General features: G+C 43.2%; 13 protein-coding genes. 4 read left to right on the top strand and 9 right to left on the bottom strand.

Annotated features, from left to right (window positions below; all coding sequences use genetic code 11):
- Nucleotides 1–150: 150 nt before the first annotated feature.
- Together gatA and BJP37_RS04430 are read left to right on the top strand one after the other, a co-directional pair.
- Nucleotides 151–1,620, top strand: coding sequence for an Asp-tRNA(Asn)/Glu-tRNA(Gln) amidotransferase subunit GatA (gene gatA, locus BJP37_RS04435; RefSeq protein ID WP_075896802.1), 1,470 nt, complete (start codon nt 151–153; stop codon nt 1,618–1,620).
- A 19-nt stretch (nt 1,621–1,639) separates the two neighbouring features.
- The gene (locus BJP37_RS04430) at nt 1,640–2,488 is read left to right on the top strand and encodes an alpha/beta hydrolase (protein ID WP_075896800.1); all 849 of its coding nucleotides are present in this window, start codon (nt 1,640–1,642) and stop codon (nt 2,486–2,488) included.
- Between the two features lie 267 nt (nt 2,489–2,755).
- Here the strand turns inward: BJP37_RS04430 and BJP37_RS04425 are convergent, their stop codons facing one another.
- From BJP37_RS04425 to BJP37_RS04415, 3 genes are all read right to left on the bottom strand, one after another.
- Nucleotides 2,756–3,463: an ROK family protein gene (locus BJP37_RS04425; protein ID WP_070391246.1), complete on the bottom strand. Its 708-nt coding sequence runs from the start codon at nt 3,461–3,463 to the stop codon at nt 2,756–2,758.
- Nucleotides 3,464–3,617: 154 nt separating this feature from the next.
- On the bottom strand, nt 3,618–4,523 hold the full coding sequence (locus BJP37_RS04420; protein ID WP_075896798.1) for a S1 RNA-binding domain-containing protein: 906 nt from the start codon (nt 4,521–4,523) through the stop codon (nt 3,618–3,620).
- A 76-nt stretch (nt 4,524–4,599) separates the two neighbouring features.
- Nucleotides 4,600–5,343: a dienelactone hydrolase family protein gene (locus BJP37_RS04415; protein WP_075896796.1), complete on the bottom strand. Its 744-nt coding sequence runs from the start codon at nt 5,341–5,343 to the stop codon at nt 4,600–4,602.
- A gap of 658 nt (nt 5,344–6,001) precedes the next feature.
- Here BJP37_RS04415 and BJP37_RS04410 point away from each other — a divergent pair.
- Both BJP37_RS04410 and BJP37_RS04405 read left to right on the top strand, forming a co-directional pair.
- Nucleotides 6,002–6,988, top strand: coding sequence for a GntR family transcriptional regulator (locus tag BJP37_RS04410; RefSeq protein WP_075896794.1), 987 nt, complete (start codon nt 6,002–6,004; stop codon nt 6,986–6,988).
- Nucleotides 6,989–7,646: 658 nt separating this feature from the next.
- Nucleotides 7,647–8,858, top strand: coding sequence for a type IV pilus twitching motility protein PilT (locus BJP37_RS04405; protein ID WP_075896792.1), 1,212 nt, complete (start codon nt 7,647–7,649; stop codon nt 8,856–8,858).
- 87 nt (nt 8,859–8,945) lie between these two features.
- On the opposite strand, the gene typA is transcribed toward BJP37_RS04405, so the two are convergent.
- The 6 genes from typA to BJP37_RS04385 form a co-directional block, all read right to left on the bottom strand.
- Nucleotides 8,946–10,748, bottom strand: a complete 1,803-nt coding sequence (gene typA, locus BJP37_RS04400) for a translational GTPase TypA (RefSeq protein ID WP_075896790.1) — start codon at nt 10,746–10,748, stop codon at nt 8,946–8,948.
- Between the two features lie 60 nt (nt 10,749–10,808).
- Complete coding sequence (locus BJP37_RS38465) at nt 10,809–10,967, bottom strand: hypothetical protein (RefSeq protein ID WP_158069414.1); 159 nt, start codon at nt 10,965–10,967, stop codon at nt 10,809–10,811.
- A gap of 11 nt (nt 10,968–10,978) precedes the next feature.
- Nucleotides 10,979–11,140 carry a hypothetical protein gene (locus BJP37_RS38460; protein WP_158069413.1) on the bottom strand — a complete coding sequence of 54 codons (162 nt, stop codon included), beginning with the start codon at nt 11,138–11,140 and terminating at the stop codon, nt 10,979–10,981.
- Nucleotides 11,141–11,147: 7 nt separating this feature from the next.
- The gene (locus tag BJP37_RS04390; protein WP_075896786.1) at nt 11,148–12,878 is read right to left on the bottom strand and encodes a peptidoglycan-binding domain-containing protein; all 1,731 of its coding nucleotides are present in this window, start codon (nt 12,876–12,878) and stop codon (nt 11,148–11,150) included.
- Nucleotides 12,879–13,060: 182 nt separating this feature from the next.
- Nucleotides 13,061–13,201 (bottom strand): hypothetical protein, encoded by a 141-nt coding sequence (locus tag BJP37_RS38455; protein WP_158069412.1) that lies wholly within the window; start codon nt 13,199–13,201, stop codon nt 13,061–13,063.
- Between the two features lie 184 nt (nt 13,202–13,385).
- Nucleotides 13,386–15,872 carry a hypothetical protein gene (locus tag BJP37_RS04385; RefSeq protein ID WP_158069411.1) on the bottom strand — a complete coding sequence of 829 codons (2,487 nt, stop codon included), beginning with the start codon at nt 15,870–15,872 and terminating at the stop codon, nt 13,386–13,388.
- Between the last annotated feature and the right edge of the window lie 92 nt (nt 15,873–15,964).

The raw sequence follows: 15,964 nt of genomic DNA, 5'->3' as shown, positions 1-15,964 counted from the left end.
CCCGACTCCCGACTCCCGACTCCCGACTCCCGACTCCCGACTCCCGACTCCCGACTCCCTTTCCTAAAGCCTGAGCCCAAACCCCTAATCACTGAATTTTTTGCCAGAATACTTAGAGTTGAAATCGTTAAGTCAGTAAAGGTAGTAAGCATGGACACCGTCCGCGAGTTGCATAAACAGCTAATCAACAAAGAACGCTCAGCTGTAGAAATCACCCAAGAAGCCCTAGATAAGATTCAAGCCCTAGAGCCTCAAGTCCAAAGCTTCCTCCACATCACCTCAGACTATGCTCTACAACAGGCCAGTCAAGTAGATGCGAAAATCGCAGCTGGTGAAGAGCTCCCGACCTTAGCCGGTATACCGATTGGCATCAAAGACAATATGTGTACCCAAGGGATTCCCACCACCTGCGGCTCCCGAATTCTGGCCAAGTTTGTCCCACCCTACGAGTCAACAGTGACCCAAAAACTGAAAGATACTGGGGCAGTAATGGTAGGTAAAACCAACTTGGATGAATTTGCCATGGGGAGTTCTACGGAAAACTCGGCTTTTAAACTTACTAAAAACCCTTGGAATTTATCCCATGTCCCCGGCGGCTCCTCGGGGGGCTCGGCGGCAGCAGTAGCTTCTGGAGAATGTCCCATTGCTCTCGGTTCTGATACCGGTGGTTCTATTCGTCAACCGGCTTCTTACTGTGGAGTAGTTGGGATGAAACCGACCTATGGTTTAGTATCGCGCTATGGTTTAGTAGCATTCGCGTCGTCCTTAGATCAAATTGGACCATTTGCTCGCACTGTAGAAGATGCCGCTATTTTACTGAATGCGATCGCAGGATATGACCCCAATGACGCTACCAGCCTCAAAGTAGACATTCCCGACTATACCCAATTCCTGAAACCAGACCTAAAATCCAACGGTAAAGTTAAGATTGGCATTATCACAGAAACCTTTGGTGAAGGCTTAGACCCAGTAGTAGAGAAAGCAGTCACTAAAGCCATTGATCAGCTTAAAGACTTAGGTGCTGAGATTCAGGAAATTTCCTGTGCCCGATTCCGGTATGGTTTGCCTTGCTACTACATTATTGCTCCGTCAGAAGCATCAGCCAATCTAGCTCGCTACGATGGGGTTAAATATGGCTTACGGGCATCAGATGCTGACAATCTCCTTTCTATGTACACCAAAACCCGTGCTGAAGGGTTCGGTGCAGAAGTCAAGCGCCGGATTATGCTAGGAACCTATGCCCTATCCGCTGGTTACTATGATGCCTATTATCTCAAAGCCCAAAAAGTTCGTACTCTGATTAAACAGGATTTTGAAGCAGCCTTTGACAAGGTCGATGTGCTAGTTTGTCCCACAGCTCCCTCCACAGCGTTTAAAGCTGGGGAAAAGACAGAAGACCCCTTAAGTATGTATCTGACTGACCTGATGACTATTCCAGTTAACCTGGCTGGGTTACCAGGTATGAGTATACCCTGTGGCTTTGATGAACAGGGATTACCAATTGGGATACAGTTGATTAGTAATGTATTGCGGGAAGACCAGCTATTTCAAGTAGGTTATGCTTATGAACAAGCAACCGAATGGCATCTAAGCCAACCGGTTTTGAAGGATGAAGGATGAAGTATGACGATAATTGATTATGTTGATTGTTGCAGGATTTATAGCGATCGCTTACGCCTTAGTCTGTACCTCCGTGTTGCTGTTGCAAAATCGGCTAATATTTTGTCCTTCCTCAGGAATTGAAAATACACCAGCTGACTTTGGTTTGCCTTACGAAGAGGTTTGGTTACCAATATCCAATAAGGGGAAAGTTGAGAAAATTCACAGCTGGTGGATTCCCTCTGACTCACCAGACAGTAAGGTGATGCTATATCTGCACGGTAATGCCTGTAATATTGGGTCATATCTTGAAATTGCCCAACGGTTACATCAGGTCGGTTTATCGCTGCTCCTGATTGACTACCGAGGCTATGGTTGCAGCGAGGGGAAATTTCCTAGGGAATCCCAACTTTATCAAGATGCTCAAGTAGCTTGGGATTATCTAGTCCAACAACGAGGCATCAATCCCCAAGATATTTTTGTCTATGGTTATTCCTTAGGGGGAGCAATCGGGATTGATCTAGCGGTGCGTAATCCAGAAATGGCAGGCTTGATTTTGGAAGGCTCATTTACTTCCATGCGGGATATGGCATATTATGAGGGAAAATATGGTTTCTTGCCGATCAATCTTCTGCTTACCCAGCGGTTTGACTCAATTAGTAAAATCAAGTCAATCCAAACACCTATATTCTTAATCCATGCCATTAATGATACCACAGTGCCTGCTAGGATGAGTCAAGTCTTGTTCGATGCTGCTACAGTTCCTAAACAGCTTTGGCTAGTTCCTGATGCAGGTCACAATGATTTGACCACTGTTGCTACTTCCGAATATCAGCAGAAAATTGGGGAATTTGTAACACAGGTTTATGCAGGAAAAGCTATAGCTTAGCACTCTAGTAGTAAGCATATGCGCGCTCGCGCACGCTGCGCGAACAGCAGTCAGCGGTCAGCGGTCAGCCTAATGCTTAAAATAAACCCAGCGTAGCGTGCGCCAATGCGCAATGGGCAAACCATAGAATTTAAGAGTTCGATATTAATGAGAATTGAAAGTCTGGGGAAAAGTCCATCATAAGCATATGCTGATAGCTGATAGCTGATAGCTGATAGCTTACTTCTAGTATTTAGCGCGATAGGCGATAGTATTTAAGGGTTTTTTCTAATCCCGCCACAAAGCAATACCCCCCAATAACCCAGCAACATTGGGCACTACTTTTACATTGGGGGGTAGCTCAAAGTTAATTTTTTTGGCTTCACCACCACCAATGTAAAGGTAATTATAATTAAACAAACGCTCCAGGCATGCGATCGCTTTTTTGAGACGATTATTCCATTTCTTCTTACCGTCTTTCTCTAAGGCCGCTCGCCCCAACTGTTCTTCGTAGGTTTCCCCTTTACGAAAAGGATGGTGTCCCATTTCCAGATTTGGCACCAGCTTGCCATCCACAAATAAAGCAGAACCAAACCCTGTGCCTAGGGTAATCGTCAATTCTACTCCCTTGCCAGTAATTGCTCCTAATCCTTGGACATCGGCATCATTAGCTACTCGCACCGGTTTGCCTAAGCGTTGAGATAGGGTAGTAGCCAGATCAAATCCCTGCCAATCAGGATCAAGGTTTACCGCCGTATAGGTTATCCCATTGCGCACCACTCCAGGAAATCCCACCGATACCCGTTCAAAATTCCCTTGTCCGAGAGCTAGGGATGCGATCGCATGAATAATAGCATCCGGCTTAGGAGGTTGGGGTGTTTCTAAGCGACTACGTTGGGTGATGGGATTACCCACTTCATCTAATACCATCACCTTAACGCCACTGCCACCAATATCTACGGTAAGGGTATGGATTGGGCTATTGTTTTGATTCATGAGGTATTTTACAGTTCTTGGTTTACTGTCAACAGTCAACAGTCAACAGTCAACGGTCAACGGTCAACGGTCAACGGTCAACGGTCAACAGTCAACAGTTAACAGTTAACAGTCAACAAGAAACAAAAAACATTATCGATTAAAAAGACCTAACTTATGCTTGTAATAGTTTTTGCCTAGCACGTTCAGCACGAGCTGGAGCACTAGCCATTACCTCTGCCATCTTTTCGAGCATTTCTCCTGGGTAATTTTCTAAAACCCTGGTAGACATAGAAATACGACCTTTGCCTTCATCCAAGTTAATAATCATTACCTGGATCACTTGACCGATTTCAAACACCTTGGAGAGGTCTTCAACAAAACTTTGGCTTACTTGCTTAATGTGTAGCAAGCCATTGGTTTGATTAAAGTCCACAAACACACCAAAGGGCTTGATCGCAGCTACTTTACCTTCCACTAATTGTCCCACTTCTAGCTCAGAGAAAGTAGCAGCACGCACAGCTTCCCGCTGAGAAAGCACTAGCTTATTGCGATCGCGGTCAGCTTCTAGGAAAGTGACTGTTAGTTTCTGACCAATCAAGGAATCTAGATGGTCGTGCTGACTCAAGTGCGATCGCGGAATGAATCCCCGCAATCCGCGCACATCCACGGTGACACCACCTTTATTCACTCCAGAAACCCGGACATCTAATGATTTTCCATTCTCTTGGAGTTCCATTAAATCATCCCAAACCTGCTTAATCTCCAGCTGACGCCGGGAAAGGGTAACTTGACCATCGGCATTCTGCTCCCGAATAATCAGGAAATCCATTTCCTCATCCAAGGGCAGTACTTCCGACCAATCCTGATCCGATTCTAAGGAAACTTCACGAATTGGTAGATAAGCCAGGGACTTACCACCGATGTCTACATAAGCACCATCGCTTTCGTAGTTATTTACTCTGCCACGTACCACCTGTCCCTGTTTAAACTCATAGTCGTATTCTTCTAGGGCTTGAGCAAAATCATCCATAGAAAAGGATGAATTGCTGGTGGTGGAAGAGGTTGATTTCGAATTCATGATAATTAACGGTTTTAAATCAGTAATGATTTCTGATATGGGATCAGCTGGTTAAAAAGTTGGAAAGCAAGACCATTTAGTTAAGTTTTTCCCTAAAGAGCTGCAAAACGTTTTGCCAAGCATCTGTAGCTGCTTTTTCATTGTAGCTAGCCCGTTGGTCGCAGAAAAATCCGTGGTCTGCTCCATCGTAACGAAAGACACGATAATTAATTTTATTTTTCTCAAGAGCAGCCTCAATCTGATCAACCTCTTCTGCTGGAATGCTAGCATCTTCCATGCCAAAGAAACCATAGAGTGTACCGTTAATCTCTGGTGTGCGAGTAATAGTTGGTTCACCACCGCCAGGAGTCATAGTAGTAATCCCAGCGCCATAGAACGAAGCAGTAGCTTTAATATCGGGTAAGGTAGCAGCCAGATAGGCAACATGACCCCCGAAACAAAAGCCAATAGAGCCGATGGAGTTATCTTGCACAGGGGTTTGACTCCTCAGGTAATCGATGGCCCCGAGTATGTCTCCCAGCAGTTCAGCTGCTCTGGTTTGTGCCTTGTATTCCTTGCCAATGTTAATGTCTTCAGTGGTGTAACCTGTCTCAAAGCCTGGGGCTTGGCGTTGATAGAGTGCGGGAGCGATCGCAACATAGCCTTCTTTGGCAAACCGTTCTGTGATATCCCGGATATGGCCATTCACCCCAAAAATTTCTTGCAGCACCACAATTCCAGGAAGAGGTCTTTCTGCCACCGGCATTGCCAGGTAAGCTGCTATGTCTAGATCACCATTGACCACCTTGACGGTAATGGTACGAATTTCCCTATGTGTCATAATCGATTTGGAAGGATGTGAAGCTATTGCTTGGCAATTATAGATGCTAAGCTAAAGGTTTTCTTGGCTTTCTGAATTCAGCGCCAATTCTACAGCAGTAGCTTAACTCTAAATTATACCTGTATTTAATAAATAAATAATAAGTTAATTAACTAGTTTACTTAATTGGATAGTTCAGTATAGTCCAGAGTATAAATTAAAAATATATTAATTTTTATTGATTTTTATTGATTTTTATTGACTTAGTTATTTTGGAGCTAACTTAGTTATAATTAGCTAATTTTTAAACGATAAGCTATTAGGTATCAGCGATAAGCTATTAGGGTTCAGCTATCAGCCTAGGCTCTACAGATGGTGCTACTTGAGATGGTATCAGCTATCAGCTAATGCGCTACGCGCAAGCTACTTGAGGTGCTATCAGGTGACGGCTGAATCCTTACTACCGAGACTTTGAATTCGATAAAATCTCGAACTATTAAATTCTCCCAAATCTTATTTTAAGCTGACCGCTGAACGCGCACGCGTGAGCTTTTAGCTCACGGCTGATAGCTGAATGCTTACATTATAGCTGAAGTGGATAGCAAAATTTGAACGAAAAGTTTAAAATATAAAATTTACCATATAATAGTGATAAACAGGGGATTTTGGAGACTCTGTAATGGTTCAGTATCATATTCAACAAGATAGTGAAATACCTGCCTCGAAGCAGCTATTTGACCAAATTCAGTTTGCGATCGCATCCCGACAATATTCCCCAGGTCATAAACTGCCCAGTACTCGTCAGCTAGCCATGGAGACGGGTTTGCACCGCAATACCATCAGCAAGGTATATCGGCAGTTAGAAGAAACAGGACTAGTAGAGTCCCATGCTGGGTCAGGCATTTATGTTAAGGCACAGGGTCATGAAGGGGGTAATCGACGTCAGGTTGGCATTCTTAACCAGTTTTCCCCCGAAGCTTACAAGGTTGTTCAAGATAGCCTCAATCAACTTCTCGGACAAGGTTGCTCCCTTAACCAAGCTAGGGAACTATTTTTGTCGGAGATTGACTGGCGGTTACGGTGTAGCGCTAGGGTACTGGTGACAGTAGAGTCACGAGACATTGGTGCTGGAGAATTGATGGTGCAGGAGTTAGAACAATCCTTGGGAATCCCGGTGCAGTTGGTGCCAATGGAAGAACTCTCGGAAGCTTTGGATCAAACTCACTCGGCGACAGTAGTTACTAGTCGCTATTTTATCGGTAAAGCAGAAGGGATTGTTGCCCCTAAATCTGTCCGTGTCATCCCTGTTGATATTTATGACTATGAGCCAGAAATTAAGCTAATTAAGAATCTCTCCAAAGGTAGCCGTTTAGGAGTGGTTAGCATCAGTTCTGGGATTTTAAAAATAGTAGAAATTATTATCCATAGTCTACGGGGAGATGAGTTGTTAGTGATGACGGCTCAAATCAAGGACAACTACAAACTAAAAGCTCTGGTTCGTAGTTCCCAGATAATTATTAGCGATCAAGCAAGTTATCAAACTGTTAAAGAGGCCATCTTAGCCGCTCGTGAAGATATTATTCGACCACCCAAGCTGATCCGTTGTGAAAACTATATTGGTAGCAAGTCGATTAATCTGCTCAAACGGGAACTGGGTTTGGGTTAATTGAACGCTTTGATGGAATTAAAACTATGGAATATCATGGATTAAACTGCTAAAAATCAATATCAAAATCAAAATATCTTGTCCAGTAAACCTTTTTATAAAATTCACTCCATCAGCTCAATTCCCTAGTTTAAATTAACTCCTTTAACTTAACTAAAGCAATTAATTATTCGTAAAATCACTGGACTTTTTAAAAACTAGCTCCAAATCTCGTCCCTTCTGCCTTCTACCTTCTGCCGTAAGCATTTAGCCGTCAGCTATCAGCTAGCTATCAGCTAATGCGCTACGGATACGCTACGCGAGCAGCTATGGAATAAGCGATGCAGAGGTGCGACCCGTTGAGGGCACCTCAAGTACCGTGAGCTTTTAGCTCACGGCTGACCGCTGATAGCTGAATACTTACGCTTAAGTTCGGTACCTAAGGCTATCATACTAATCCGTGGCATTTAAGTATATCATATCTAGGTGATGTCTGACAGCAATATCAAAAACCTAGCTGGATTAGTGTGAAAACTTTTTATATAAAGTAAAATTTCTCTAGGGTTGACAGTTCTTTGGTTGGATCACAAGCAACCGAAATTCACTGCCAACAAGAAGATCAGCAAACATCAACGCCCCGACCTGATCAGTCCAGCAAGGGTATCCCTAGGTACATCATATGAAGAACACGAATTCTGGTGTAGGAGTGCAAATTGATCAAGAGCCTCAAACTTTACCATCACCACTTAAACCAGTAGTAGAACTTAACTCGAACCTTAGCCATCCCCCTTCTATCGAGCAAATCGTCGCAGAGGCTCATGGTCACAAAGCTTCTGACATTCATATTCGAGTGGGACAGGTCCCCAGATTTAGGATTCGGGGCAAGATGTATGTGGCTAAACGTCATACCAAGGTCACAGTGGAAGTCTTTGAGGCATACCTCAATGAGATTCTCACTCCGGCTCAGAGGAAGCAGTTTGCTGAAGCCAAAGAACTGGATACTGCTATTTTTTACCCTGGCTTAGTGCGCTGTCGGGTGAATTGTTTTGACTCCCTAAACGGCGGAGCCATTGTGCTGCGATTAATCAGCCTTGATGTTCCTTCAATCGATGATTTAACTCTACCGCAAGTTTTAAAAAAAATAGTTAGCAAGGGTCAGGGAATTATTTTAGTTACCGGTCCGACAGGATCAGGTAAATCAACGACTCTTGCGGCGATGATTCGCCATCTCAATGAAACAGAGTACAAACATATTGTTACCATTGAAGACCCGGTTGAATATGTCCACCGCTCCCGAAAGTGCCTGATTAGTCAGCGAGAAGTGGGATTACACACCCATGAGTTTCACCACGCTCTGCGGTCTGTGTTACGGGAGGATCCCGATATAATTCTAATTGGGGAAATGCGCGATCGCATCACAGTTGATACTGCCCTGCAAGCTGCCCAAACCGGTCATCTGGTCTTGGGTACTCTACACACTCGCAATGCCATCAGCAGTATTAACCGTCTGTTGAATCTCTACAATCCTGATGAACAGTCAGCGATCCGCATCCAGATTGCTGAGTCCCTGTTGGCAGTTATTGCCCAACTCTTAGTACCAACCATCGATAAGGGTCGGATTGCGGTTCATGACATTTTAATCAATACCCCAACTGTACAGGATTACCTGCTTAAGGGAGAAGATGGGGATGTGTTCCGACTGATGGAAACTGAAACCATTGAAGGAATGCAAGTTATGAATCAGGCTCTCTACAACTACCTAATTGATGAAAAAATCACACCCACCGAAGCCCTTAAAGTGTCTCCTGATCCCCAGGCTTTGATACGCCAGATGCGCACTGGTGGTATAGATGCTTCCGCCTCGGCTCGTGATTGGATGAATGAAGGTTAGGAGGTTGTCTGTCAGAATTTAGAATTAAGAATGCATTCTAAATTCTAAATTCTAAATTCTACATTCTAAATTCTACATTCTCAATTCTTACCTTTTACCTTGCTTCGCCAACTTCTTCTTAGACAGCTTCCGCAAACGAACTGACTGAGGTGTAATCTCCACCAGTTCATCGGGTCCAATATACTCCAAAGCCCGTTCCAAACTCATCTCCATTGGGGCTTGTAACTGCACTAATTCATCCCCAGTGGCGGAACGATGGTTAGTTAACTGCTTAGTTTTACAGACATTTAGATCTAAATCCTGAGGACGATTGTGTTCCCCAATAATCATGTTTTTGTAAACCTTAGTGCCTGGTTTAATAAAGAATACACCACGGTCTTCTCCATTTTTCAGGGCATAGAAGGTAGCCATCCCTTCTTCAAAGGCTACAATTACTCCATTGCGGCGAGTTTCTAATTCCCCAGTCATGGGACGATATTCTAGGAAGCTATGATTCATGATCCCTTCACCTTTGGTCAAGCGAAGGAAGTCCCCCCGGAAACCAACTAAGCCACGGGCAGGAATCACAAAATCGATTTGGGTGCGACCATTGGCACCCACTTGCATATCTTGCATTTCCCCTTTGCGCTGTCCTAAACGCTCGATACAGCTACCCACGGCTTCTTCTGGCACATCTAGCACTAGATATTCAAAGGGTTCGCAAGGTTGACCATTGACTTCCCGGTAGATGACTTGGGGTTGGGAAACTTGGAACTCATATCCTTGGCGACGCATGGTTTCGATCAGAATACCCAGGTGTAGCTCTCCACGACCAGATACTAGGAATTTATCGGGGGAGTCAGTGGGTTCTACCCGTAGTGCTACGTTTGTTTCTAATTCTCGGAATAAGCGATCGCGTAATTGTCGCGAAGTTACAAAGTCCCCTTCCTTACCCGCAAAGGGGGAATCATTCACGCAGAAGGTCATTTGCAAGGTAGGCTCATCTACCTTAATTAGGGGTAAAGCTTGGGGTTCATTGGGACAAGTAATGGTTTCACCAATATTGGCATCAGCAAACCCAGCTACCGCCACGATATAACCAGCTGATGCTTCTTTTAGGTCAACTCGCTTGAGTCCTTCAAATCCCATCAACTTGGTAACTTTTGCCTGAACTATGTCCCCAGTATCCTTAACTAAAGCAGCTTGTTGACTGGCCTTAATGGTTCCGTTGTGAATTCTGCCAATCACAATGCGACCTAGGTACTCGGAATAGTCCAAGGTGGTGACTTGTAGTTGTAGCGGCTTGGCAGGGTCTCCTACTGGTGGCGGGACATGATGCAAAATCGCTTCAAACAGTGGTTGCATATCTACCGCTTCTGCGTCCAAATCTTCTTTGGCGTAGCCTTGTAGACCGGAGGCAAATAGGTAGGGAAACTCACACTGGTCATCGTCTGCTCCTAATTCTAGGAACAGATCCAGCACTTTGTCGATGGCACCATAAGGGTCCGCTTGGGGTCGGTCAATTTTATTGACCACTACAATCGGGCGCAGTCCTTTTTCCAGAGCTTTTTTCAGGACAAATCGGGTTTGAGGCATTGGTCCTTCATTAGCATCCACAATTAGGATGCAGCCATCCACCATACCCAATACCCGCTCTACTTCTCCACCAAAGTCAGCGTGACCGGGAGTATCAACAATATTAATTAGGATGTCTTTGTACCGAACGGCGGTATTCTTAGAAAGAATAGTAATACCCCGCTCCCGCTCTAAATCGTTGGAGTCCATGACGCAGTCTGGAACGTCTTCCCCTTCGCGGAAGATACCGGATTGTTTGAGTAGAGCGTCAACTAAGGTAGTTTTGCCGTGATCGACGTGAGCAATAATAGCAACGTTGCGAATTGGGAGAGTCATACCAGCGCCTGGAAATAGGTAGCAGCAGTTACAATTTTTTCTAAAGATTTCTTAATAATTCTAGCTTACCTTGGGAAGACCCGAAGAAAAATAGCTGGTGTTCCACTTGTAGCATCCGGCTAAGCTAAACCTATGTATAGCAAAGGGAGTAGGGAGTAGGGAGTAGGGAGTAGGGAATCGGGAATCGGGAGTAGGGAATATGGCATCAAAAATTATCACAATTGATTTAGTTACCCTATCAAACTATGCCGTCTTGATAGGTTTGCGTTCGCGAAGCGGTTCCAAAGGAAAATCCCGTAGCGTGACCATTCGCGTAGCGTGGCCTTTTGGCCAAGGTCAATCTTTGCTCCTAGTGCCATCAGTTGTGGGTTACCTGTTACTGGGTAAATCATGAATTGATCAACTGCTGACAGTGGTAAGCGATCGCGTTTCAGTGGATACCTTCTTCTGATTGTCAACCGGGGGCTGAGGAGGTGCTGACTCGTTCTCAGCCTTCAAACGCAGAGTAAAGGATTTATCAACATAGATACCTTTGGAATCCGTGCGACGGACAATCACGGTATGGCTGGTGTCTGTTTTGAAATTAATCAAGCTTTGCTCGGTAAGAGCCAGTTTATTCTCCTTCAACATAAACCGCCCGCCAGCATCATCAATTAATGAGTAGGTATACCGTTCTCCTGTTTTTGGATTAGTCGGGGATAGGATACCAACTACAGTTCCTGGTTTGATCTGATCAGGGATACGTTGATCAGCTTGGTCAGAGTTTTGGGATCTTTGGGGAACGTTTTCCTGAGTTGTGCTGGTATCTTGGTGATGGTTTTGGTCAGGTAAGCTAGCGTTTTGAGCAAGGCGATACAGGTCAGTAAAGAAGTTATTGAGAGGTTTAATCCCACCCTTAGCTGCCTCGACTTCCACTAACTCACTGTTGGTCAATTCTTGAATAACGGAGGATATAGAAGGGTGGGGAAAACTGTAGAGACCTTCCTCATAAGATTCCAAAACAGCTGATAAAGATAGATTATCTTCACCGCTCGATGGTGGGGATTGTTTAAATTTAATCTGATCTAAGGGCAAGAACAAAGTAGAGGATTTAGCTAAGTTTAGCTTAGCTTTATTTTCATTACTATCTTCAAATTGTATCGGTAAAACATTAGGGCTTGTTGCCACTGGGCTGGTGAACAGAAGTAGACCATACTTCTCTAAGCTTAAGTCTTGATTGTTTTGGTCTACAGTTTCCTCAATAGCAACCGTTTCAGAGACCGTTTCAGGGGTTGAAGATTGGTCTATCTCGCTCTCACTGATGGTAGTTAGCAAATCATCCATGGAATAGATGCTTGATTCGCTATCTTCTATATCTTCTCTGGGCACAATATTCTCAGGTTGCCCTGTTTTTGTAGAGGATTTTCCTATCCTCAGCCGAATCGGCAGCCGTTGATAGTTTATCTGTAGCGCAATTACTCCCCATCCTCCAAGAGATACCACTGCCCAGCCAAACAACCATCGGTATAGTGGTTTATTGGAGAGGGCGTTCAAGGGGGTTGAAGTAACCGATTGATTTGCTAAGGCAGACTCTGGTGTTGAAATAAAATTATTAATGATAGTATCCTGACCTTCCCCTCTAGTTTGTGGCTGATTTGGGGAAATCTCGATCAACTCCCTCTCTTGGGTAGCAGATAAGAATTCTGAGTGCAATTGTTGTAGAGTTATCCAGGTTATTGGTCCAACAATACCATCCGCATTCAATCCTAGTGCTTGCTGGAATGTAGAGACAGCAGCAAAGGTATTGGAACCGTATACACCATCCACTGGCTGTTGGTAGTTTCCTAACTGTTGCAGTATAGTTTGTAGTCTAGTGACAACTTCCCCTTTGCTCCCCAAACGCAGTGTTGGGGGGACATTTATTCCTGGTAAAGACCGTCCCTGGACTGTTTTGAGATTACTGAATCGAGAGTTTTGAGCAATTGCGATCGCTTCTGGAGCAGTGATGCTCTTGGAGGGTTTCCCCAGCCGAGGGGATTGGTTGGGCTCTTGAGTGGGCGTGCAGATAATGCTGTCACTGTAGTCAAGACTAGCAGTGGCATTTTTGCAGTGGCTGTAGGCTAGTAGTAGGAGAGTAGAGGGGTCAGGCATATAGCGTTTTTATCTAGGTTGTAAACACACCTCTTGCTTTAAAAGGCAAGAGGTAAGAGGCATGCATGCTAGAGGGGAAAGAGATCCGGAGTTTTATTCGACAATAAAAAAAGACCTCCTCGGTTTACATCTGATGGAGAAACGCTATAGACAGCACTTGAGTCTAGTAAGCTTTGCACAATTTATTTTGTCAACCCGGATATTTTAGTGAGGAAATTTGTAAAGTTTTGTAAACTATGGTAAAGGGAGCAGGGAATAGGGAGTAGGGAGTAGGGAGTAGGGAGTAGGGAGTAGGTAATAAGGAAAAAATCTCTGTACCTCATAGCTATTAAAAACGCTATATAGCCATTTTCTCTCCCATGAGGTACAAAGGGATCCCCCTAAATCCCCCTTTTTAAGGGGGATTTTGAGGTTGATAACCGTACCTCATAAATTCAATAAATGCTATAATTAAATATTATTAATTATCAAAGTATAGCCTTCAAAAATAAAACAGCTTTTTATTGGCTATTTCAATAGCCCATTCCCCAATAATAGTACGCTCACTGCCACAAGCAAACTTAAACAACCTATAATCACACCCGTTTTTACCCATATAGATACGCTGTTAGGATTGCTTTTAGAGTCAGCGACGTTAATAGTATTGCCCTTTCCGTTTTCGATTTTATTTGTAGTAATAGTTTTGCTGTTATTAACACTACCGCTATTATTGTTGTTGGAATTGGTGATGACATCACCGCCATCTGTGTTGATAGTATTATTTTCAACCATATTGTTGATATTTTCTATTCTAGTAACATAACATTCATTATACCAATTATCTATATTATCTATATTAGATGTAGCTTGATTATCTCCCACAGTTTTAATAACTATGGGATCATGATCTAATATCTCATCAATAACCTCTTCTGGCTGGAGTGCCTTCCAGCATTTACGACGCATGCTCTCTTTTGCAGATATCAGGCTTGTCTTAAGCGAAGGTAGTTCAGTAAATTCTCCAATAATACGCTCAACTTGCTCACAGGCATCAGGCGTTCCAATATTTTTTAGTTGCCGTAGAATGTCATCTCTTAATCTAGCCACCCTATCCCTTGGACCCAAGACATGAACTTCACCATTACTATAATCGGGATCTTCGTGATAGGGATATTGCCTAACCAGCCAGATATATAGATCAGCTAAGTGTTCCTCATTAAGATTAAGCTTTAACTCACTGGAAAACGAAAAATTGCGCTTAGCAACTGACTCAATCAACTCTCGTCCAAGATTTGGTTCTTGCTCAAGAATCGACCATATACTAGACCAACTGTCAGCAGTGTGGTAGTCGAATAGCAATGTTAAGGCAATGATCACTCTGTCACGTTCATCTTTGTTCAAAGGCAATGGCAATGAGCTCAATGTTTGTAGATATTCTCTAGCTTTCTCTCTAGCTTCATCCGATCCATGTTTTAGAAGCTCTTCTAACAGATGCCCCATACATTGGGGCTTTATGGATTGATTTTTAGCCTTTTTTAAAATAAAATCGCTTAGATAGTCATCCCAACATTTTTCAAAGAGTCTAATTATAAATATATAGTCAGACTGTTCATTTTCTTTATCGATCAGGATATCCAAAGTTTCAATTACCTGATCAGGAGCCTTTGAGTAAACTATCTTTACTAACTCTAAACAGCTGTTATAATTTTCGCTTCCAAGAGGAAAAGCGATGATCACAGGTGCCCAAATGCGCCATGTCTCAGATGGAATAGTTTCAAGAATCTGTGGAGCTTTGTTTAGAAGCAAAAGAAAAGCCCTACAACCCGCCAATGCTGGCCGATTAACTTTATTCTTACCAATCCAATCAGTATTTATATCTTTCTGATTTATAATATAGTTTTTGGCACCTTGAATAATCCTAGTGCGAGTAGGTTCATCAGCCTCTTTCCACCCTGGAAGCTTAGTTAAATCAGGTTCAAATTCATGATTATAGTGTCGGCTGTCTGGCTCAAGGGTCATTTCCATATTCAACCGCCACCAAGCTGATAAGTTACCATCTTCTAATTCATTCAATCTAAGCAGAACTCTCTCTCTAGGAGATGGTTCTAATAATTTTTGTTGAGGACGGTGATTCCGAGCTTTTTCTGAAGCTTGTTCTCCCTCTTCACTATAATTAAAATAATCAAGAAATTGCTCAGAGATCCATTTTGGATTAGCAAACTTATAATACCATTCAATAGTCCTATCAATCGATGCTGTATTATCTTGATTAAATGTATCGTAGATTCTCTGGGCAAAATGTTTATGTAGTTTCTCCCATCGTGACCTAAGCACTTCATCTCGCATCCAATCCTGATCGTGATCAGCAAGCCTAGGTTTTAGGTAGATATCTCCTATTATATCTAATCCGAAATCAGAGTCAAATTTTCCTAAGTTAATTAGTACGTTTAGAAACTTATCACTATTGCTATATTTCTTTATAAAATCTGCTTTTAATCTTGGTTGCCTCAGCCATTTTTCTTTAAGCATTGGTACAAGTGTATAGCTGATAAACACTCGGTAGCAATTACTAATGGGAATAGCTAAAAAATCAAATAACTCATCATCTGTCAAATAAATGCGCTTATTACACAGTGCTTGTAGGCAATAGCCCTTAAGCCTGTCCTGCTCATCCTCTAGAAGGGGATTAAGGGCTAACGGCTTGAGTTTGAGTCTTGACGTCTCATCTCCAATCTCCCCAATAGCTTGAACAGCACTAATCCTAAGTTCAATGGTTTCAGTCGAATCAGTTGCTAAGGTAACCAATTCATTTTGGAGTTCCTTCAGTTGACAGACTTCAGTAATCTTAATAGCTGTATGTCGTGCATCACTTGGCTTACTTGCATCCACAATATATGGACGAAGTTGCTCCGCAAGGTTAGGATGTTTAAGTTTCTCGTATAAGCGGTAGTTAATTATTATTGTTTGATTTAAAAGTTTTCCTTGCTCATACTCCATCAATAAATTTGAAACCACCGCTTCTTGCAAACTAGGGTCTGGAGGTATATCGCTGCTGGGGGGGCGACGAAATAAGTTAAAACGCAGACTCTATAAGCGACCTAGCCCTT

It is taken from the genome of Moorena bouillonii PNG (assembly GCF_001942495.1).
Classification (GTDB): domain Bacteria; phylum Cyanobacteriota; class Cyanobacteriia; order Cyanobacteriales; family Coleofasciculaceae; genus Moorena; species Moorena bouillonii.
The sequence above is the reverse complement of the archived record's forward strand: the minus strand, read 5'-3'. Positions and strand labels throughout refer to the sequence as shown.

Coding starts and splice junctions, on each gene's coding strand:
- BJP37_RS04405 (WP_075896792.1), top strand. CDS start 7,647: ATGAAGAACACGAATTCTGGTGTAGGAGTGCAAATTGATCAAGAGCCT.
- BJP37_RS04390 (WP_075896786.1), bottom strand. CDS start 12,878: ATGCCTGACCCCTCTACTCTCCTACTACTAGCCTACAGCCACTGCAAA.
- BJP37_RS04425 (WP_070391246.1), bottom strand. CDS start 3,463: ATGAATCAAAACAATAGCCCAATCCATACCCTTACCGTAGATATTGGT.
- gatA (WP_075896802.1), top strand. CDS start 151: ATGGACACCGTCCGCGAGTTGCATAAACAGCTAATCAACAAAGAACGC.
- BJP37_RS04420 (WP_075896798.1), bottom strand. CDS start 4,523: ATGAATTCGAAATCAACCTCTTCCACCACCAGCAATTCATCCTTTTCT.
- BJP37_RS38455 (WP_158069412.1), bottom strand. CDS start 13,201: ATGAGGTACAGAGATTTTTTCCTTATTACCTACTCCCTACTCCCTACT.
- BJP37_RS04410 (WP_075896794.1), top strand. CDS start 6,002: ATGGTTCAGTATCATATTCAACAAGATAGTGAAATACCTGCCTCGAAG.
- BJP37_RS04415 (WP_075896796.1), bottom strand. CDS start 5,343: ATGACACATAGGGAAATTCGTACCATTACCGTCAAGGTGGTCAATGGT.
- typA (WP_075896790.1), bottom strand. CDS start 10,748: ATGACTCTCCCAATTCGCAACGTTGCTATTATTGCTCACGTCGATCAC.
- BJP37_RS38460 (WP_158069413.1), bottom strand. CDS start 11,140: ATGATTTACCCAGTAACAGGTAACCCACAACTGATGGCACTAGGAGCA.
- BJP37_RS04430 (WP_075896800.1), top strand. CDS start 1,640: ATGTTGATTGTTGCAGGATTTATAGCGATCGCTTACGCCTTAGTCTGT.